Genomic DNA, 19,996 nt, shown 5'->3' with positions numbered 1-19,996 from the left:
AACCATGAAGAAAATACTATACATTTTAGCGTTGTTTCCAATAATGGTTATTGGTCAAACTACCACAGAAAATTACGTTAAAACCACTACGTACAGAGTACCCACATCTACCACACCTAGCCCAACTGCGTTGCAAAAAGTAGTTAATGTGAGTTATTTTGATGGCTTGGGTCGTCCTATTCAACAAGTGGCTCATGGACAATCTGCCTCAGGAAAAGACATTGTTACACCCATAACCTATGATGCCTTTGCCAGGCAAGACAAAGAATATCTGCCTTATGTGCCTACAACTATGGCTTCGCAAGACTATAAAACCAGTGCGCTAACCGATGTAGCCACGTTTTATAATACAGCAGCTTACGAAAATACCTTAAACCCTTACAGCCAAAAACTCCTAGAGGCATCGCCATTAAACCGAGTATTGCAACAAGCCGCACCAGGAAACAATTGGGCTTTGGCAAACAATCAAACTATTAAATTTGATTATCAAACCAATACAAATGCAGATGCGGTAAAATTATTTACTGTTAATGCTACTTGGAATACTTCAAAAGTTCTTTATGATATTCCAACAACATTGACACCTTCAAATTATTCTGAATTTCAATTGTACAAAAACATAACTAAAGACGAAAATTGGAAAACTGTAGATAGCACTAACAATACCACCGAAGAGTTTAAAGACAAAGAAGGCAAAGTAGTTTTAAAAAGAACTTATAACAATGGTGATGCACATGACACTTATTATGTATATGACCAATTTGGAAATTTAACGTTTGTTATCCCACCATTAGTTAATGCAACAGCAACTATAACAACAGCTGTTCTTGATGGTTTGTGCTATCAATACAAATACGACATCAGAAATCGTCTTGTTGAGAAAAAACTACCTGGCAAACAATGGGAATTTATTGTATATGATAAATTAGATCGTGTTGTGGCAACTGGTCCTGCCTTGGCTCCTTTTTCAGATTTACAAACTGTACCACCAGCCACCCCAATTGTGGGCTGGATGATTACCAAATATGATGCTTTTAGCAGACCTGTCTATACTGGTTGGCAGCAATCTACAACAGTAACTAGCGCTGGAAGAAAAACCTTGCAAGACGCACAAAATATACTAACCACAACACTTAACGAAAGTAAAACAACAGCCACAACTACTATTGATGGTGTAACTACCAATTATAGCAATGCAGTTGCTCCAACAAGTTTCAAATTGCTAACGGTGAATTATTATGATAATTATGCCTTTCCAACTGCACCAACTGTTTTTGGTACAGTACTTAATGATAACAGCGGCATTGTTTTCTACAACAACACTACTAATAAACCCACAGGATTGCCTACTGGTAGCTGGGTAAGAGTACCAGAATTGAGCACCACAACACCAATAAAAGCAGAAATAAGTTTTACCCTTTACGACAGCAAAGCTAGAGCGATAAGAACAAGAACGACTAATTATTTAGGAGGTTACACCCAAGTAGATACAAAGTTGGATTTTATTGGAAAAGTACTTTATACAGAAACAAAACACAAAAGGCTTTCGACAGATGCAAATGAGCTTTATGTAAAAGACGCTTTTACTTATACTAATCAAGACAGGTTATTAACTCAAACCCATCAAATTGGCACTTCTGGAACGCCACAATTGATGACAAAAAACACCTACAACGAACTAGGGCAACTTATAAGCAAAAATATAGGAGGAACTGATGTTACAGGTGCAACAAGTCTTCAAAAAGTAGATTACAGCTACAACATTAGAGGTTGGATGACGGGTATAAATAAAGTAGATGGTTCACCAAACCCATTACAACAAGGAACCGATCCGTTGGATTTATTTGCATTCAAAATCAATTACAACACGGTACAACACGAAACCAATTATACAGGAAAAGCACTTTACAATGGCAATATTTCTGAAACCTATTGGAGAACATCTAATGACAACACATTAAGAAAATACGGCTATTTTTATGATAATTTGAATAGATTGAACAATGCTGTTTATCAAAAACCGGGCAATTCAGTAGCAGTAACCAACAGCTACAACGAGAGTTTAAGTTATGATAAAAACGGAAACATTACAGCCTTACAAAGAAATGGAGAATATGAAGATGATATCACCCAACTACAAACCGATAATTTGAATTACTTTTATCCTACCAACAGCAACAGATTGATGAAAGTAACTGATGCAACCAATAATAGTAAAGGTTTTATTGACGATAGTAACGGAACAAATGATACTGTTGATGATTACAGTTATGACGCTAACGGCAATATGATTACAGACCAAAATAAAGCAATAACAAGTATCAAGTATAATCATTTAAACTTGCCTTCAGAAATTGTTTTTAAAGGAACCAATAGAAAAATTAATTATCTTTACAACGCTAATGGTACAAAAAAACAAAAGAGTGTGACCAATGGAGCTCTGATAACTACTACCGATTATTTAGATGGTTTTCAGTATAGTAAAACCGGTAGTGCGGTAGTGTTATTGGATTTTTTCCCAACGGCAGAAGGCTATGTAAAAAACACCGTCGTTTCAGGTGTAAACAATTATAATTATATTTATAATTACACCGATCATTTGGGCAATATTAGATTGAGTTATACCTACGAAACCGCTACAAGTTCATTGAAAATTGTTGAAGAAAACAATTATTATCCTTTTGGATTGAAACAAAACGGATTTAATATGACTAAAGAAACTTATGATTGGATAAACGGATCAAATGGACTAAAAATACGTCCTGCTGTTAGATTGAGTTATCAGTATAAATACAACGGTAAGGAATTACAAGACGAGCTGGGGTTGAACATGTACGATTATGGCGCAAGAAATTATGACCCAGCACTAGGACGCTGGATGAATATTGACCCATTAGCGGAGAAATATCCGAATATATCTCCTTATGTTTACGTTGCTAATAATCCGATAAATGCGATAGACCCTGATGGTAGAGAAATAATATTTATTGTTAGAGGAGAAACTCGTAAACAAGATCAACAGTTAACTTATAGAAAAGGAAATTTCTATCATGAGAATGGTAAAAGATATAATCCAGCAAAAGAGAGTTTAAGTCCTACGATGTATACAGTTTTATCTGCTTACAGAAAAATAGAGAGTTCAAATGACAAAGTATTAAAATCTCAACTACATAAACTAGAAACTAGTGATGAGAAACATTATGTAGAGAAAAGTCCAAATAGGGATAATTCAGTTAACGATTTGAGAAGTGATAAAGCGGCTTTGGGAATACCTACAGGAACACAGACTCAATTTGATTTTGATGTTACAGGAAAAACTCCATTTGAAACTGTTGTGCATGAAATGAGACATCAATTTGATTATGATATTGGTAATATGATAGATGCACATCCAGATTCTACTGCGAAAGATCCAGCCGAAATCAGAGCTGTTCATAATGAAAACAGAGCTAATGATATTCTAGGGAAAAAACACAGAACAACATATGGAGGAGAAAAAATAGATCCAAAAGAATTAGAAAATCCACCAAACAATAAACAAGTTGAAAATGTACAGAGATAAATTAAATGTTATACTTTCTATTGCGTTAATTTTTCTTGTTTTAAGTTGTAAAAATGAGTTGATTAACGACAATAAATTTATTCAAAACCTGTCAGATGATATAGATTTTGAATTACCAATGGTTAATGAATCCTTAATGATTTTTATAAAGAAAAACAATATTGTATTTATAACAAGTTTGAGACAACTTTATTCTATTAAAGAAAAAGAATATAAAAAGTTTAAAGACTTTGATAGTTTTCTGATAGAAGCCATAAATAATGATTTATTGTCAAGGGAAAAACTAGAGGTTAATTCTATAAGTTCTTTTGAGTTAAACAATACAATCGTTGATGAGTTTAAAAAAGAAGGGCTTAACCACCTAAAAGATGTTTATTGTGAAAGGGATAATTCTAATAAAAATCTTTACATAAAAACAAGTTTGGATTTGAACGAGAAAAAAACTATTATGTACTTTTTTTTTAAAAACAACTATTATGTTGGCGAGGATGACTATTTAGGAAAATACATTATAATTGATAAAAATTAACTTTTAAAATATACTTAATAAAACAATAAAGCCCCGAAATCGGGGCTTTATTGTTTAATCTTGATAATGACCATAAAGCGAAAAGACAACAATTTGTTCATCTTCCACTTTATAAATAATGCGGTGTTCGAGGTTTATTCTTCGAGACCAGTAACCGCTATAATTGGCTTTTAATGGTTCGGGTTGTCCTATTCCATCAAATGGAGTTTTGCAAGTGTTTTCTAAAAGGTTGTAGATTTTCTTAACGTTTTTAATATCATTTTTCATCCACCAGCCCAAATCTTGCCAAGCTTTTGGCATAAAGACTAAATTACGCATTAATCATTGCTTTAAGTTCGGCTAAATTAAGTGGTGTAGGAACTACTTTTTTACTTTCATAATCTTCAATTCCTTTTAAAATAGCAGTATTGGTAATTTCATTAGGAGCAATAGCTTTTACTTTTTTCACAAAAGAAATAGACTTAAAAAATTCTTCGGCAAAAGCTATTTTATTTTCGGGTATTTCTAAAATATATTTCATTTTTTCTTATTTATTAGGTTGCAAATTTTGTTCAAAAAAGTTTTGAAACTTCTGTTTAGTAAGCATCGTATCGATAATATTCATAACGGTGTTTTTATCTTTTTCGTTTAATTGAGCAATCAATTTAACTTGTTCGCTTGCCGTTTTATCTTCAATAGTTACTTCTTTAGGCGTTGCGTTACTATAATGTATAATCTCATCAATAGTAACATTGTAAAAGGCAGATAGCTTTTCTAGAATATCAATAGAAGGCTCAACTAATCCTTTTTCAAGTTTATTGTAATGGGCAGGCTTTAACCCAATTTCAGTATAAACCTCTTTTTGCATCAGGTTTTTACTTTCTCTAAATAGTTTAAGATTATCAGCTACACTCATTGATTTGAATTTTAAAACAACAGCACAAAAATATCTAAAAAAGAGATAATAAGCAATATTTATCTTTTTTGTTAAATATTAAATATCTAAAAAAGATATTTATTTCTATATTTGCAGTGTCTAAAAAAGATAAAAATAATTTTAACCTTGTAAACAATGGAAATCACTCAAATAAAAGAGCAGCTCTCAATGTCAAACGTATTGCATTACTACGGCTTAAAGACTGACAAACAAAGTCGTTTAAATTGTCCGTTCCACGAAGACAAAACCCCAAGTTTTCAAGTGTATTACAAGACACAAACAGCATATTGTTTTAGTTCCAACTGCAAAACACACGGCAAAAGTATTGATGTGATTGATTTTATACTGCATAAAGAAAACTGCACCAAACACGAAGCCATTAACAAAGCGGTTGAAATTTTAGGACACAAAGAACCCAACAAAAACGAAAGGTATCAGCAAGATTTAAGTAGAGAGCAATTTTTGGGTAATATGTACCAATACTTTAAAAATGCCATCAGCAACAGCAAACCAGCCAAAGAATATCTACAAAGCAGAAGTTTAGACAATAAAAAAATAGAAGTCGGCTACAATGGTGGGCAGTTCCATCACGGAGCAAGAAAAGAAGAAACTTTAATCAATCAATGTTTAGAATATGGATTACTAATTGATAAAGGAAACAAAGGCAGAACAGGAGAAACCGCTTACAACGTTTTTGGTAAATGGTGTATTGTTTTTGCTTTAAAAAACAAAGAAAATAAAGTAGTGAGTTTATACTTTAGAAGCACACTAAACGAAAAAGAAAGTAAACATTTTTACTTAAAAAATAGACAAGGACTTTATCCCCATTACCCAAAACCTAACACCAAACACCTCATTTTAACCGAAAGTATTATTGATGGAGCGAGTTTATTACAAGTCAATCAAATAGCAGAAAATTACAGCCTATTAGCGTGTTATGGAACTAACGGACTAACTGAAGAACACATCAAAGCCATTAAGGAACTCAAACAACTAGAAGAAATAATCTTTGCTTTTGACAATGATACAGCAGGAAAAGAAGCCATTACAAAATATGCCAACCTACTTTTAGAAGAAGTACCAGGAATAAAAATAAGTGTGTTAGAACCTATAAACAAAGACATCAACGAAACACTACAACTACACAACGAAGAACTATTTATTGAACTTTTAGACAAAAGACAGCCAGTCATTGCGAGCCAAAGCGAAGCAATCCCACAAACCGAAGTACTTCCAGCTTCCAGCTCCCAACTTCCAACCGCTATCGACTTCTTAAAACGAAAACATCTACTAAAAAACTTAAATATAGAAATCGGCAAAGCAGGAATAGTTGGAGAAGAAAACAGCAGAATGTTATTATTCTTAATAATTATCAGTTATTTAAACAAAAGCCCATTACACGCACTAGTTCAAGGCTCAAGCGGTAGCGGAAAAACACATATTATAAGCAGAATAGCAGATTTAATGCCTCAAGAAGATGTACTACGATTTACACGAATTACAGAAAGTAGTTTATACAATTGGGGCGAGTTTGATTTATTCCAAAAGGTAGTAATTATTGAAGATTTAGACGGTTTAAAAGAAGATGCACTATATGCACTGCGAGAGTTTATAAGCAATCAAGTATTACGAAGTTCTGTAACCATCAAAGACAAAAAAGGAAATAACAAATCTTCTCACAAGATTGTAAAAGGTCAGTTCTCCAGTCTATCAGCAACAACCAAAGGCGAAACTTACGAGGACAATATGAGCAGAAGTTTTTTAATAGCCGTTGACGAGAGCAAAGAACAAACAAAAAGAATAATAGAATACCAAAACAAACGAAACGCAGGAGAAATAGATCCAAACCAAAGCCAAAAAACAATCCACTTTATACAGCAAATCATTAGAAGTTTAAAAATATATGAAGTCATTAATCCGTATGCCACACAATTACATCTACCAGAGAAAGTGCATAAAATACGCCGATTAAACGAAATGTATCAAGCCGTAATCAAACAAGTAACATTCTTAAATCAATACCAAAGAAAACTCACAAACAACAACCAATTAATAACCGAAATCGAAGACATAGAACAAGCAACCGAAGTACTTTTTGAAAGCATAATACTCAAAGTTGATGAACTTGATGGAAGTTTAAGACAATTTTTTGAACGACTAAAAAAGCACGTTAAAACCGAAAATCAAGAGTTTTTACAACGAGAAATAAGACAAATTTTTAATATCTCTAAAACACAATTACAACGCTTTATCAATACACTTTTAGAACTAGAATATATCAAACAATCAGGAGGTTACAACAATAAAGGCGTTAAATATAAAATAGCGTATTGGGACAATCATCAAAAGTTAAGAGCAGAAATAAAGGACTTTTTGTACAATCAAATAGATGAACTTAAAAACAAAGTATGAACCACAACGGGTCGCCAATGGTTCGCTAATGGGTCACTAGAAGTCAATAAAATAAATACAAATCATTGATAATCAATAAAAATAAATCTAGCGACCCAAAAACTAAAATATTGAGTAAGCAAAACAATCATAAACCTTAAAAACATCGTAACAACTTGAAACTAAAAAAACTTGAAACTTTAAACTAAAAAGAAGATGGGCGCACCAAGTAAACACAAAATCTATACAGAATTTTACCAAGAACAAGCCGTAAACTACAAAAAACATTTAGACATTTTAGGATTAAATCCCGAAACTACACAAAGCAGATATTTATATTTAAGAGAATTTTTTAGTTATTTAGAAAACAATAAAATCTTTGCTATAAAAGAAGTTACACCAAAAGAAATAGCACAATACAACGACTATTTAAAAGCCAAGAAAAGCCAACGAACAGGAAAAGCACTAAAGCAAAAAAGCATATACGACCATATGCGAAACCTTCAGCAATATTTTGGTTATTTATTAGAAATTGAAACTATAAAAAGTAATCCAGCATCACATCTAAAATTTACGGCAGTAAGCGAAAATGTAGCACGATTTATATTTAGCCAGGACCAAATACAAGAACTCTACAAAGTGGCCAATTTAGAAGAAAGAACGATATTAAATATTGGTTATGGTTGTGGGTTAAGAGTACAAGAAATGAGCGACTTAAACAAAGAAGATATTAGATTTAGTGAGAATTTAGTAATCGTTCAAAAAGGTAAAAACAGCAAACGCAGATTAGTTCCTATAAGTGATAAAATCAAAACAGAATTAGAAGAGTTTATTTTTTCAACGGATAAAAAACAAAAAGAACTTTTTATCAATAGCAAAAAACGGAGAATGCAACAATGGACGTTTAACAGCACTTTAAAAAACATTATTCTTAAAGCAAAATTAAACTTAAATGAAACTGAATTAAATACAATCGGCATACATAATTTACGCCACAGCATCGCAACACACTTACTACAAAACGGAATGAAGCTCGAACAGGTTCAAACATTTTTAGGACATAGCCACATCGAGAGTACAGAAATTTACACACATATCACGGCTTCACAATTAAAAGATTTAATGATTTAAGTATTTAAAAATTAAGTTGTTTGACAATCTTTTAATCATTCAATTTTTAAATTTTTAAATAATGAAATTAGAAGAATATTTACAGAAGAAATATAGCAAAAGCACACTTTACAGCAATTTATTTTTAATAAAAAGGTTTACAGATTATTACCAAAATAAAGCACCAAAAGCCACATTTAAAGAAGTTTTAAGCTACATAGAACACTTACGGAAAAACTACAATTTACACCCAAAAACATTACGCCATTGCTTGTATGGAGTAAAAATATACTTCAATTATCTACTTGAAACAGGACAAAGAAATGATCATCCTTGCAGTGAATTATTTTTAAAAGATAAAATTGATAAACAAATACAAGTCGACACACTCTACAGCCCAGAAACACTAGAAACCTTTTTTGAAACTTACCAAATCAAAAAGAAAAAATATTTAGAAAACAGAAACAAAGTAATTATTAGTTTATTGATTTATCAAGCCTTAACCGTTAAAGAAATAGCAGAATTAGAAGTTCAAAATATAAATTTAGAAAAATGCGAAATCTTCATCAAAGCAAGCGAAGAACTAACAGCCAAAAGTCCACAAAGTAGAACTTTACCACTACAAGCCAAACAAATATTATTAATCTACAATTATTTAGAAAAAGACAGAGTTAAACTACTACAATACAACAATAAAAAGGAAACAGAAACCGGTTTTATACTCGGTCAATACGGTGAAAAAATCAATCCTCACGGCATAGGAAAAATGATAAACGAAACCAAACCAAAGACAGAACAAATAAAGCCAATCAAGATACGGCAAAGCGTTATAGCAAACTTTTTAAAAAAGGAAAACGATACGAGAATAGTACAAGTATTTAGCGGACATCGTCGAGCATCAACCACAATCCAATACAAACAAACAGAATTTGAACTACTACAAAACGCCGTTAATAATTACCACCCGATTAAATAAAACCCAAATAAAAAAAAGCGGTTTGCTTCGCAGAGTTATTTGCACCCACCCAGTCCAACGCTTCCCAACGCTCCAGTGGTTCTGCCACCGCATCGGCACTTGTTTTTCCCCACAGTAAGCCAATAAAAAAAGGTTTTTTGTTTTCCCAAGCCCATCGCACACAAAAAAACCTTTTTTTATCCGCTTACTTCCCACGCTCAAAAAACAAGAGCCGAAACCCCACGCTCAACCACTCCCAAAGCTATGTTACATAATAAGCCATTATAGTTCAAGCCCTACGGGTACGCTGCGCCTCGAAACTATAAGCTCATTATGTAAAATAGCCCCTCTCCAACGCTCCCACCCACTGCCAACGCTACTGCCACCGCACTACGAAAGTTTTATTTATTTAGTAATGACTTTGCACAAAAAAAGCTTCACAAAAAAGCCAGTCTCGTCTTTTGGGACGAGATTGCCGTCTTTCTTTGCTCGTTTTTTTGCACAAATCATCACTAAAGGGAAGTAGATAGTGGTTAATCGTCCCGTCAGAAAAAGACGGGACTATGCTCATTTTTTCGGAAGATTGCCCAGAGCGTTTACAGTAAAATAGAACCCATCGGAAAGGGCAATCTTCCAAAAAAATCGAGCCAAAAGTTGAACCCAATCAGCCGAATTAGTTTTTAAATTTAATGTTCCGGCTTTTTTGCTTTGGATTATTGGATAAACAAAAACGATTTTTTTTTCATCTGAAGGAAAAATTGATTGATACTTCAGTCGAGGATGTCCCGTAGATGTCCCGAGGATAAGCCCACCATAAGCCCACTAGAGCCCACTTTATTAGATGGATAAAAAAAGGATGTTTTATAGAAATAAACCAAATAAAACGACTTTGATATAAAAACAAGCAAAGTATAACCTAGCGATAAAACGAGGCTGTCATTGCGAGTTTTACGAAGCAAACTAAGCTAAAATCACGCTCAAAAGTGATTTTAATTACTTCAAATCCAATCAAAAACAAACGCATATTTTTTTTTCAATTGAAATCCTCAAATGAAAAATAAAATGTATTTTTGGCTTTATCAATGGGAGCATTACAATTAACATACCAGCCAAATTTAAAAATAGTGCATCGCACAGGCGAGCTGATGCGCTCGCACGAGGCGAAAAGTGTGCAGATGTGGTTAAGTATTGACCCATTAGCGGAGAAATATCCGAATATATCTCCTTATGTTTACGTTGCTAATAATCCGATAAATGCGATAGACCCTGATGGTAGAGAAATAATATTTATTGTTAGAGGAGAAACTCGTAAACAAGATCAACAGTTAACTTATAGAAAAGGAAATTTCTATCATGAGAATGGTAAAAGATATAATCCAGCAAAAGAGAGTTTAAGTCCTACGATGTATACAGTTTTATCTGCTTACAGAAAAATAGAGAGTTCAAATGACAAAGTATTAAAATCTCAACTACATAAACTAGAAACTAGTGATGAGAAACATTATGTAGAGAAAAGTCCAAATAGGGATAATTCAGTTAACGATTTGAGAAGTGATAAAGCGGCTTTGGGAATACCTACAGGAACACAGACTCAATTTGATTTTGATGTTACAGGAAAAACTCCATTTGAAACTGTTGTGCATGAAATGAGACATCAATTTGATTATGATATTGGTAATATGATAGATGCACATCCAGATTCTACTGCGAAAGATCCAGCCGAAATCAGAGCTGTTCATAATGAAAACAGAGCTAATGATATTCTAGGGAAAAAACACAGAACAACATATGGAGGAGAAAAAATAGATCCAAAAGAATTAGAAAATCCACCAAACAATAAACAAGTTGAAAATGTACAGAGATAAATTAAATGTTATACTTTCTATTGCGTTAATTTTTCTTGTTTTAAGTTGTAAAAATGAGTTGATTAACGACAATAAATTTATTCAAAACCTGTCAGATGATATAGATTTTGAATTACCAATGGTTAATGAATCCTTAATGATTTTTATAAAGAAAAACAATATTGTATTTATAACAAGTTTGAGACAACTTTATTCTATTAAAGAAAAAGAATATAAAAAGTTTAAAGACTTTGATAGTTTTCTGATAGAAGCCATAAATAATGATTTATTGTCAAGGGAAAAACTAGAGGTTAATTCTATAAGTTCTTTTGAGTTAAACAATACAATCGTTGATGAGTTTAAAAAAGAAGGGCTTAACCACCTAAAAGATGTTTATTGTGAAAGGGATAATTCTAATAAAAATCTTTACATAAAAACAAGTTTGGATTTGAACGAGAAAAAAACTATTATGTACTTTTTTTTTAAAAACAACTATTATGTTGGCGAGGATGACTATTTAGGAAAATACATTATAATTGATAAAAATTAACTTTTAAAATATACTTAATAAAACAATAAAGCCCCGAAATCGGGGCTTTATTGTTTAATCTTGATAATGACCATAAAGCGAAAAGACAACAATTTGTTCATCTTCCACTTTATAAATAATGCGGTGTTCGAGGTTTATTCTTCGAGACCAGTAACCGCTATAATTGGCTTTTAATGGTTCGGGTTGTCCTATTCCATCAAATGGAGTTTTGCAAGTGTTTTCTAAAAGGTTGTAGATTTTCTTAACGTTTTTAATATCATTTTTCATCCACCAGCCCAAATCTTGCCAAGCTTTTGGCATAAAGACTAAATTACGCATTAATCATTGCTTTAAGTTCGGCTAAATTAAGTGGTGTAGGAACTACTTTTTTACTTTCATAATCTTCAATTCCTTTTAAAATAGCAGTATTGGTAATTTCATTAGGAGCAATAGCTTTTACTTTTTTCACAAAAGAAATAGACTTAAAAAATTCTTCGGCAAAAGCTATTTTATTTTCGGGTATTTCTAAAATATATTTCATTTTTTCTTATTTATTAGGTTGCAAATTTTGTTCAAAAAAGTTTTGAAACTTCTGTTTAGTAAGCATCGTATCGATAATATTCATAACGGTGTTTTTATCTTTTTCGTTTAATTGAGCAATCAATTTAACTTGTTCGCTTGCCGTTTTATCTTCAATAGTTACTTCTTTAGGCGTTGCGTTACTATAATGTATAATCTCATCAATAGTAACATTGTAAAAGGCAGATAGCTTTTCTAGAATATCAATAGAAGGCTCAACTAATCCTTTTTCAAGTTTATTGTAATGGGCAGGCTTTAACCCAATTTCAGTATAAACCTCTTTTTGCATCAGGTTTTTACTTTCTCTAAATAGTTTAAGATTATCAGCTACACTCATTGATTTGAATTTTAAAACAACAGCACAAAAATATCTAAAAAAGAGATAATAAGCAATATTTATCTTTTTTGTTAAATATTAAATATCTAAAAAAGATATTTATTTCTATATTTGCAGTGTCTAAAAAAGATAAAAATAATTTTAACCTTGTAAACAATGGAAATCACTCAAATAAAAGAGCAGCTCTCAATGTCAAACGTATTGCATTACTACGGCTTAAAGACTGACAAACAAAGTCGTTTAAATTGTCCGTTCCACGAAGACAAAACCCCAAGTTTTCAAGTGTATTACAAGACACAAACAGCATATTGTTTTAGTTCCAACTGCAAAACACACGGCAAAAGTATTGATGTGATTGATTTTATACTGCATAAAGAAAACTGCACCAAACACGAAGCCATTAACAAAGCGGTTGAAATTTTAGGACACAAAGAACCCAACAAAAACGAAAGGTATCAGCAAGATTTAAGTAGAGAGCAATTTTTGGGTAATATGTACCAATACTTTAAAAATGCCATCAGCAACAGCAAACCAGCCAAAGAATATCTACAAAGCAGAAGTTTAGACAATAAAAAAATAGAAGTCGGCTACAATGGTGGGCAGTTCCATCACGGAGCAAGAAAAGAAGAAACTTTAATCAATCAATGTTTAGAATATGGATTACTAATTGATAAAGGAAACAAAGGCAGAACAGGAGAAACCGCTTACAACGTTTTTGGTAAATGGTGTATTGTTTTTGCTTTAAAAAACAAAGAAAATAAAGTAGTGAGTTTATACTTTAGAAGCACACTAAACGAAAAAGAAAGTAAACATTTTTACTTAAAAAATAGACAAGGACTTTATCCCCATTACCCAAAACCTAACACCAAACACCTCATTTTAACCGAAAGTATTATTGATGGAGCGAGTTTATTACAAGTCAATCAAATAGCAGAAAATTACAGCCTATTAGCGTGTTATGGAACTAACGGACTAACTGAAGAACACATCAAAGCCATTAAGGAACTCAAACAACTAGAAGAAATAATCTTTGCTTTTGACAATGATACAGCAGGAAAAGAAGCCATTACAAAATATGCCAACCTACTTTTAGAAGAAGTACCAGGAATAAAAATAAGTGTGTTAGAACCTATAAACAAAGACATCAACGAAACACTACAACTACACAACGAAGAACTATTTATTGAACTTTTAGACAAAAGACAGCCAGTCATTGCGAGCCAAAGCGAAGCAATCCCACAAACCGAAGTACTTCCAGCTTCCAGCTCCCAACTTCCAACCGCTATCGACTTCTTAAAACGAAAACATCTACTAAAAAACTTAAATATAGAAATCGGCAAAGCAGGAATAGTTGGAGAAGAAAACAGCAGAATGTTATTATTCTTAATAATTATCAGTTATTTAAACAAAAGCCCATTACACGCACTAGTTCAAGGCTCAAGCGGTAGCGGAAAAACACATATTATAAGCAGAATAGCAGATTTAATGCCTCAAGAAGATGTACTACGATTTACACGAATTACAGAAAGTAGTTTATACAATTGGGGCGAGTTTGATTTATTCCAAAAGGTAGTAATTATTGAAGATTTAGACGGTTTAAAAGAAGATGCACTATATGCACTGCGAGAGTTTATAAGCAATCAAGTATTACGAAGTTCTGTAACCATCAAAGACAAAAAAGGAAATAACAAATCTTCTCACAAGATTGTAAAAGGTCAGTTCTCCAGTCTATCAGCAACAACCAAAGGCGAAACTTACGAGGACAATATGAGCAGAAGTTTTTTAATAGCCGTTGACGAGAGCAAAGAACAAACAAAAAGAATAATAGAATACCAAAACAAACGAAACGCAGGAGAAATAGATCCAAACCAAAGCCAAAAAACAATCCACTTTATACAGCAAATCATTAGAAGTTTAAAAATATATGAAGTCATTAATCCGTATGCCACACAATTACATCTACCAGAGAAAGTGCATAAAATACGCCGATTAAACGAAATGTATCAAGCCGTAATCAAACAAGTAACATTCTTAAATCAATACCAAAGAAAACTCACAAACAACAACCAATTAATAACCGAAATCGAAGACATAGAACAAGCAACCGAAGTACTTTTTGAAAGCATAATACTCAAAGTTGATGAACTTGATGGAAGTTTAAGACAATTTTTTGAACGACTAAAAAAGCACGTTAAAACCGAAAATCAAGAGTTTTTACAACGAGAAATAAGACAAATTTTTAATATCTCTAAAACACAATTACAACGCTTTATCAATACACTTTTAGAACTAGAATATATCAAACAATCAGGAGGTTACAACAATAAAGGCGTTAAATATAAAATAGCGTATTGGGACAATCATCAAAAGTTAAGAGCAGAAATAAAGGACTTTTTGTACAATCAAATAGATGAACTTAAAAACAAAGTATGAACCACAACGGGTCGCCAATGGTTCGCTAATGGGTCACTAGAAGTCAATAAAATAAATACAAATCATTGATAATCAATAAAAATAAATCTAGCGACCCAAAAACTAAAATATTGAGTAAGCAAAACAATCATAAACCTTAAAAACATCGTAACAACTTGAAACTAAAAAAACTTGAAACTTTAAACTAAAAAGAAGATGGGCGCACCAAGTAAACACAAAATCTATACAGAATTTTACCAAGAACAAGCCGTAAACTACAAAAAACATTTAGACATTTTAGGATTAAATCCCGAAACTACACAAAGCAGATATTTATATTTAAGAGAATTTTTTAGTTATTTAGAAAACAATAAAATCTTTGCTATAAAAGAAGTTACACCAAAAGAAATAGCACAATACAACGACTATTTAAAAGCCAAGAAAAGCCAACGAACAGGAAAAGCACTAAAGCAAAAAAGCATATACGACCATATGCGAAACCTTCAGCAATATTTTGGTTATTTATTAGAAATTGAAACTATAAAAAGTAATCCAGCATCACATCTAAAATTTACGGCAGTAAGCGAAAATGTAGCACGATTTATATTTAGCCAGGACCAAATACAAGAACTCTACAAAGTGGCCAATTTAGAAGAAAGAACGATATTAAATATTGGTTATGGTTGTGGGTTAAGAGTACAAGAAATGAGCGACTTAAACAAAGAAGATATTAGATTTAGTGAGAATTTAGTAATCGTTCAAAAAGGTAAAAACAGCAAACGCAGATTAGTTCCTATAAGTGATAAAATCAAAACAGAATTAGAAGAGTTTATTTTTTCAACGGATAAAAAACAAAAAGAACTTTTTATCAATAGCAAAAAACGGAGAATGCAACAATGGACGTTTAACAGCACTTTAAAAAACATTATTCTTAAAGCAAAATTAAACTTAAATGAAACTGAATTAAATACAATCGGCATACATAATTTACGCCACAGCATCGCAACACACTTACTACAAAACGGAATGAAGCTCGAACAGGTTCAAACATTTTTAGGACATAGCCACATCGAGAGTACAGAAATTTACACACATATCACGGCTTCACAATTAAAAGATTTAATGATTTAAGTATTTAAAAATTAAGTTGTTTGACAATCTTTTAATCATTCAATTTTTAAATTTTTAAATAATGAAATTAGAAGAATATTTACAGAAGAAATATAGCAAAAGCACACTTTACAGCAATTTATTTTTAATAAAAAGGTTTACAGATTATTACCAAAATAAAGCACCAAAAGCCACATTTAAAGAAGTTTTAAGCTACATAGAACACTTACGGAAAAACTACAATTTACACCCAAAAACATTACGCCATTGCTTGTATGGAGTAAAAATATACTTCAATTATCTACTTGAAACAGGACAAAGAAATGATCATCCTTGCAGTGAATTATTTTTAAAAGATAAAATTGATAAACAAATACAAGTCGACACACTCTACAGCCCAGAAACACTAGAAACCTTTTTTGAAACTTACCAAATCAAAAAGAAAAAATATTTAGAAAACAGAAACAAAGTAATTATTAGTTTATTGATTTATCAAGCCTTAACCGTTAAAGAAATAGCAGAATTAGAAGTTCAAAATATAAATTTAGAAAAATGCGAAATCTTCATCAAAGCAAGCGAAGAACTAACAGCCAAAAGTCCACAAAGTAGAACTTTACCACTACAAGCCAAACAAATATTATTAATCTACAATTATTTAGAAAAAGACAGAGTTAAACTACTACAATACAACAATAAAAAGGAAACAGAAACCGGTTTTATACTCGGTCAATACGGTGAAAAAATCAATCCTCACGGCATAGGAAAAATGATAAACGAAACCAAACCAAAGACAGAACAAATAAAGCCAATCAAGATACGGCAAAGCGTTATAGCAAACTTTTTAAAAAAGGAAAACGATACGAGAATAGTACAAGTATTTAGCGGACATCGTCGAGCATCAACCACAATCCAATACAAACAAACAGAATTTGAACTACTACAAAACGCCGTTAATAATTACCACCCGATTAAATAAAACCCAAATAAAAAAAAGCGGTTTGCTTCGCAGAGTTATTTGCACCCACCCAGTCCAACGCTTCCCAACGCTCCAGTGGTTCTGCCACCGCATCGGCACTTGTTTTTCCCCACAGTAAGCCAATAAAAAAAGGTTTTTTGTTTTCCCAAGCCCATCGCACACAAAAAAACCTTTTTTTATCCGCTTACTTCCCACGCTCAAAAAACAAGAGCCGAAACCCCACGCTCAACCACTCCCAAAGCTATGTTACATAATAAGCCATTATAGTTCAAGCCCTACGGGTACGCTGCGCCTCGAAACTATAAGCTCATTATGTAAAATAGCCCCTCTCCAACGCTCCCACCCACTGCCAACGCTACTGCCACCGCACTACGAAAGTTTTATTTATTTAGTAATGACTTTGCACAAAAAAAGCTTCACAAAAAAGCCAGTCTCGTCTTTTGGGACGAGATTGCCGTCTTTCTTTGCTCGTTTTTTTGCACAAATCATCACTAAAGGGAAGTAGATAGTGGTTAATCGTCCCGTCAGAAAAAGACGGGACTATGCTCATTTTTTCGGAAGATTGCCCAGAGCGTTTACAGTAAAATAGAACCCATCGGAAAGGGCAATCTTCCAAAAAAATCGAGCCAAAAGTTGAACCCAATCAGCCGAATTAGTTTTTAAATTTAATGTTCCGGCTTTTTTGCTTTGGATTATTGGATAAACAAAAACGATTTTTTTTTCATCTGAAGGAAAAATTGATTGATACTTCAGTCGAGGATGTCCCGTAGATGTCCCGAGGATAAGCCCACCATAAGCCCACTAGAGCCCACTTTATTAGATGGATAAAAAAAGGATGTTTTATAGAAATAAACCAAATAAAACGACTTTGATATAAAAACAAGCAAAGTATAACCTAGCGATAAAACGAGGCTGTCATTGCGAGTTTTACGAAGCAAACTAAGCTAAAATCACGCTCAAAAGTGATTTTAATTACTTCAAATCCAATCAAAAACAAACGCATATTTTTTTTTCAATTGAAATCCTCAAATGAAAAATAAAATGTATTTTTGGCTTTATCAATGGGAGCATTACAATTAACATACCAGCCAAATTTAAAAATAGTGCATCGCACAGGCGAGCTGATGCGCTCGCACGAGGCGAAAAGTGTGCAGATGTGGTTAAGGATGGATCCTTTAGCTGAAAAATTCTATCCAGTATCTCCTTATGTATACGCAATTAACAATCCAGTCTATTTTATTGATCCCGATGGTAGAGAAGTTATAGAACATGCAAATGGCACTACCTATACTGGTGCTGATGCTCAAAGTATGTTTAAATCTTTAGTAGCACAAATGGGTGGTAGCACGAACGATGATGAAAATAGTGCTGATAATGATGAACCTCCTGTAGACTTGTTTGGTAACTCTGCTCCAAAAGGTTCTGCCTTTCACCGTGTACCAGCTGAATTTAAGTTTACAGAAGGCGATGGTATTTTTAATGTCTTTGGTCATGCAACTCCTAGTGGTATTGAGTATTGGGATGATAAAGGAGAGAAAAAATGGATAACTACAGCAGAGGAATTTGATGCGATGATGTCACAAAAAAGTGAAGCATGGAAACAAGCGAGGAAAGACGGTAAATTTATCACTTTAACATTTTACGCTTGTAATGTTGCCTCGGAAGAATACGATACTCATAGTGGTGTACGAACTAAAACAGAAGTAACTTTTGCTGAAAAAGTCTCTAAACTAAATGGTGTAACTGTTATTGCTCCTGATGGGTATGTAAATTACGGTTGGAGAAATGGACAACCTCAAATTACAGGCGTTTCAAATTTTAGAAATGACGGTGGATTTTTAACATTCAGAAACGGCAACCAAGTTGGTTTTAAAACAAATCTACAAGTAGCTTTAATAGCATCTCAAATAACAGCAACATTGAAGAAATAAAAACAAAATTATGAAAATAGGTACAAGCATTTTAGCAATTGTCATATATATAACCTTTACTTCTTGTTCTAACAAAGAAAAGCAAAAACCTATAGTTAAAGACCATGATGAAGTTCCTCAATATGTAAAGATGAATAATAACATTAAGTTGACTGATAGTTTATTTAATTTAGCCATCAGCAAGGGAGATGAAAAAGCATATAATAATGTGGCTGGAAACTATATTTTAGATGCAAATTATCAAGGATTATTATATTATTCAACAATTATGGCAAATAAATATAATTCTCCTGAAGCACATTTTCATATTTTTTTAATTTTAAGTAATACTAACAACGGTAAGCCATTTAATGAATTAGATGATAAGACCAAAAACCTAGCTTTGTATCATTTAGTAAAATCTAATGAATTAGGTTATGAGAGTGCTAAATATTCTATAAATGAGGTTTTAGGTAAAGGCAAACCTATTCAGAAATCCAGTTATTATTTATTAGAATATTCCAAATAAATAAATCTCTTTTTAATAAAAAACGAAACCACATCGAGTAGATGTGGTTTTTTGTTATAAATATGTATCAAAGTACAAATAAGGGTAATGTTTCAAAGTTAGTGATGACTTCTTTTCTAACATCTAACAAATTGATAATCAATAAAAATTAAAAATAATTGTAAAAAAGATGAGCTATATAGGAGGGCACTGAAAAAGTCCTTTAAGTAATAAGTATAATAATTTAAGGAGTAGAAAACTTAGTTTTTCTGCTCTTTTTTTTGTATATTTAGCTGTAATTATAGAGTTTTATAGATGTTATTAAAGC

18 protein-coding genes are annotated in these 19,996 nt (G+C 32.3%); 12 read left to right on the top strand and 6 right to left on the bottom strand.

Translation table 11 applies throughout. The annotated features are described in order from the left end of the window. The first annotated feature begins 4 nt into the window (after nucleotides 1-4). The gene (locus ACIQ06_RS11940; protein WP_396146596.1) at nucleotides 5-3,562 is read left to right on the top strand and encodes a DUF6443 domain-containing protein; all 3,558 of its coding nucleotides are present in this window, start codon (nucleotides 5-7) and stop codon (nucleotides 3,560-3,562) included. Then, nucleotides 3,549-4,091, top strand: coding sequence for a hypothetical protein (locus ACIQ06_RS11935; RefSeq protein WP_396146592.1), 543 nt, complete (start codon nucleotides 3,549-3,551; stop codon nucleotides 4,089-4,091). Before ACIQ06_RS11940 ends, ACIQ06_RS11935 begins: the two co-directional genes overlap by 14 nt. A gap of 54 nt (nucleotides 4,092-4,145) precedes the next feature. Here the strand turns inward: ACIQ06_RS11935 and ACIQ06_RS11930 are convergent, their stop codons facing one another. Genes ACIQ06_RS11930 through ACIQ06_RS11920 form a run of 3 tightly spaced genes read right to left on the bottom strand, consistent with a single transcriptional unit; the run spans nucleotide 4,146 to nucleotide 4,986 of the window. Then, the gene (locus ACIQ06_RS11930; protein WP_396146590.1) at nucleotides 4,146-4,409 is read right to left on the bottom strand and encodes a Txe/YoeB family addiction module toxin; all 264 of its coding nucleotides are present in this window, start codon (nucleotides 4,407-4,409) and stop codon (nucleotides 4,146-4,148) included. Beyond that, complete coding sequence (locus tag ACIQ06_RS11925) at nucleotides 4,402-4,611, bottom strand: hypothetical protein (protein ID WP_396146588.1); 210 nt, start codon at nucleotides 4,609-4,611, stop codon at nucleotides 4,402-4,404. Before ACIQ06_RS11925 ends, ACIQ06_RS11930 begins: the two co-directional genes overlap by 8 nt. A 6-nt stretch (nucleotides 4,612-4,617) precedes the next feature. Further along, on the bottom strand, nucleotides 4,618-4,986 hold the full coding sequence (locus ACIQ06_RS11920; RefSeq protein ID WP_396146586.1) for a helix-turn-helix domain-containing protein: 369 nt from the start codon (nucleotides 4,984-4,986) through the stop codon (nucleotides 4,618-4,620). Nucleotides 4,987-5,142: 156 nt separating this feature from the next. On the opposite strand from ACIQ06_RS11920, the gene ACIQ06_RS11915 reads away from it, so the two are divergent. The 5 genes from ACIQ06_RS11915 (at nucleotide 5,143) to ACIQ06_RS11895 (ending at nucleotide 11,857) form a co-directional block, all read left to right on the top strand. After that, nucleotides 5,143-7,419: a toprim domain-containing protein gene (locus ACIQ06_RS11915; RefSeq protein ID WP_396146584.1), complete on the top strand. Its 2,277-nt coding sequence runs from the start codon at nucleotides 5,143-5,145 to the stop codon at nucleotides 7,417-7,419. Between the two features lie 195 nt (nucleotides 7,420-7,614). Next, nucleotides 7,615-8,529, top strand: a complete 915-nt coding sequence (locus ACIQ06_RS11910) for a tyrosine-type recombinase/integrase (RefSeq protein WP_396146582.1) — start codon at nucleotides 7,615-7,617, stop codon at nucleotides 8,527-8,529. 61 nt (nucleotides 8,530-8,590) lie between these two features. Further along, nucleotides 8,591-9,484, top strand: a complete 894-nt coding sequence (locus tag ACIQ06_RS11905) for a tyrosine-type recombinase/integrase (RefSeq protein ID WP_396146580.1) — start codon at nucleotides 8,591-8,593, stop codon at nucleotides 9,482-9,484. 1,049 nt (nucleotides 9,485-10,533) lie between these two features. Continuing rightward, nucleotides 10,534-11,328 (top strand): hypothetical protein, encoded by a 795-nt coding sequence (locus ACIQ06_RS11900; RefSeq protein WP_396146594.1) that lies wholly within the window; start codon nucleotides 10,534-10,536, stop codon nucleotides 11,326-11,328. Further along, nucleotides 11,315-11,857, top strand: a complete 543-nt coding sequence (locus tag ACIQ06_RS11895; protein WP_396146592.1) for a hypothetical protein — start codon at nucleotides 11,315-11,317, stop codon at nucleotides 11,855-11,857. The genes ACIQ06_RS11900 and ACIQ06_RS11895 overlap by 14 nt, the downstream gene beginning before the upstream one ends. A gap of 54 nt (nucleotides 11,858-11,911) precedes the next feature. Here the strand turns inward: ACIQ06_RS11895 and ACIQ06_RS11890 are convergent, their stop codons facing one another. The 3 genes from ACIQ06_RS11890 to ACIQ06_RS11880 are packed head-to-tail and all read right to left on the bottom strand — an operon-like array spanning nucleotide 11,912 to nucleotide 12,752. Then, nucleotides 11,912-12,175, bottom strand: coding sequence for a Txe/YoeB family addiction module toxin (locus ACIQ06_RS11890; RefSeq protein ID WP_396146590.1), 264 nt, complete (start codon nucleotides 12,173-12,175; stop codon nucleotides 11,912-11,914). Continuing rightward, a complete protein-coding gene (locus ACIQ06_RS11885) occupies nucleotides 12,168-12,377 on the bottom strand; it encodes a hypothetical protein (protein WP_396146588.1) in 210 nt (69 codons plus the stop codon). Before ACIQ06_RS11885 ends, ACIQ06_RS11890 begins: the two co-directional genes overlap by 8 nt. Before the next feature lie 6 nt (nucleotides 12,378-12,383). Next, entirely contained in the window at nucleotides 12,384-12,752 is a 369-nt protein-coding gene (locus ACIQ06_RS11880) for a helix-turn-helix domain-containing protein (protein WP_396146586.1), read from the bottom strand. 156 nt (nucleotides 12,753-12,908) lie between these two features. Here ACIQ06_RS11880 and ACIQ06_RS11875 point away from each other — a divergent pair, with 156 nt between their 5' ends. The 5 genes from ACIQ06_RS11875 to ACIQ06_RS11855 all read left to right on the top strand — a co-directional run bounded on the left by ACIQ06_RS11875 (nucleotide 12,909) and on the right by ACIQ06_RS11855 (nucleotide 19,689). After that, nucleotides 12,909-15,185 (top strand): toprim domain-containing protein, encoded by a 2,277-nt coding sequence (locus tag ACIQ06_RS11875; RefSeq protein WP_396146584.1) that lies wholly within the window; start codon nucleotides 12,909-12,911, stop codon nucleotides 15,183-15,185. Nucleotides 15,186-15,380: 195 nt separating this feature from the next. Continuing rightward, complete coding sequence (locus tag ACIQ06_RS11870) at nucleotides 15,381-16,295, top strand: tyrosine-type recombinase/integrase (RefSeq protein ID WP_396146582.1); 915 nt, start codon at nucleotides 15,381-15,383, stop codon at nucleotides 16,293-16,295. Between the two features lie 61 nt (nucleotides 16,296-16,356). Next, entirely contained in the window at nucleotides 16,357-17,250 is an 894-nt protein-coding gene (locus tag ACIQ06_RS11865; RefSeq protein ID WP_396146580.1) for a tyrosine-type recombinase/integrase, read from the top strand. A gap of 1,049 nt (nucleotides 17,251-18,299) precedes the next feature. Then, on the top strand, nucleotides 18,300-19,181 hold the full coding sequence (locus ACIQ06_RS11860) for a hypothetical protein (protein WP_396146578.1): 882 nt from the start codon (nucleotides 18,300-18,302) through the stop codon (nucleotides 19,179-19,181). A 10-nt stretch (nucleotides 19,182-19,191) separates the two neighbouring features. Next, complete coding sequence (locus tag ACIQ06_RS11855) at nucleotides 19,192-19,689, top strand: hypothetical protein (protein ID WP_396146576.1); 498 nt, start codon at nucleotides 19,192-19,194, stop codon at nucleotides 19,687-19,689. Nucleotides 19,690-19,996: the final 307 nt, after the last annotated feature.

The organism is Flavobacterium sp., assembly GCF_044341265.1.
Classification (GTDB): Bacteria; Bacteroidota; Bacteroidia; order Flavobacteriales; family Flavobacteriaceae; genus Flavobacterium.
Note: the sequence above shows the minus strand (reverse complement) of the source record. Positions and strands in the feature narration are given on the sequence as shown.

What these genes read in the sequence shown, in the direction of transcription:
- ACIQ06_RS11940 (WP_396146596.1), top strand. Translation starts at nt 5, where the DNA reads ATGAAGAAAATACTATACATTTTAGCGTTGTTTCCAATAATGGTTATT.
- ACIQ06_RS11935 (WP_396146592.1), top strand. Translation starts at nt 3,549, where the DNA reads ATGTACAGAGATAAATTAAATGTTATACTTTCTATTGCGTTAATTTTT.
- ACIQ06_RS11930 (WP_396146590.1), bottom strand. Translation starts at nt 4,409, where the DNA reads ATGCGTAATTTAGTCTTTATGCCAAAAGCTTGGCAAGATTTGGGCTGG.
- ACIQ06_RS11925 (WP_396146588.1), bottom strand. Translation starts at nt 4,611, where the DNA reads ATGAAATATATTTTAGAAATACCCGAAAATAAAATAGCTTTTGCCGAA.
- ACIQ06_RS11920 (WP_396146586.1), bottom strand. Translation starts at nt 4,986, where the DNA reads ATGAGTGTAGCTGATAATCTTAAACTATTTAGAGAAAGTAAAAACCTG.
- ACIQ06_RS11915 (WP_396146584.1), top strand. Translation starts at nt 5,143, where the DNA reads ATGGAAATCACTCAAATAAAAGAGCAGCTCTCAATGTCAAACGTATTG.
- ACIQ06_RS11910 (WP_396146582.1), top strand. Translation starts at nt 7,615, where the DNA reads ATGGGCGCACCAAGTAAACACAAAATCTATACAGAATTTTACCAAGAA.
- ACIQ06_RS11905 (WP_396146580.1), top strand. Translation starts at nt 8,591, where the DNA reads ATGAAATTAGAAGAATATTTACAGAAGAAATATAGCAAAAGCACACTT.
- ACIQ06_RS11895 (WP_396146592.1), top strand. Translation starts at nt 11,315, where the DNA reads ATGTACAGAGATAAATTAAATGTTATACTTTCTATTGCGTTAATTTTT.
- ACIQ06_RS11890 (WP_396146590.1), bottom strand. Translation starts at nt 12,175, where the DNA reads ATGCGTAATTTAGTCTTTATGCCAAAAGCTTGGCAAGATTTGGGCTGG.
- ACIQ06_RS11885 (WP_396146588.1), bottom strand. Translation starts at nt 12,377, where the DNA reads ATGAAATATATTTTAGAAATACCCGAAAATAAAATAGCTTTTGCCGAA.
- ACIQ06_RS11880 (WP_396146586.1), bottom strand. Translation starts at nt 12,752, where the DNA reads ATGAGTGTAGCTGATAATCTTAAACTATTTAGAGAAAGTAAAAACCTG.
- ACIQ06_RS11875 (WP_396146584.1), top strand. Translation starts at nt 12,909, where the DNA reads ATGGAAATCACTCAAATAAAAGAGCAGCTCTCAATGTCAAACGTATTG.
- ACIQ06_RS11870 (WP_396146582.1), top strand. Translation starts at nt 15,381, where the DNA reads ATGGGCGCACCAAGTAAACACAAAATCTATACAGAATTTTACCAAGAA.
- ACIQ06_RS11865 (WP_396146580.1), top strand. Translation starts at nt 16,357, where the DNA reads ATGAAATTAGAAGAATATTTACAGAAGAAATATAGCAAAAGCACACTT.
- ACIQ06_RS11855 (WP_396146576.1), top strand. Translation starts at nt 19,192, where the DNA reads ATGAAAATAGGTACAAGCATTTTAGCAATTGTCATATATATAACCTTT.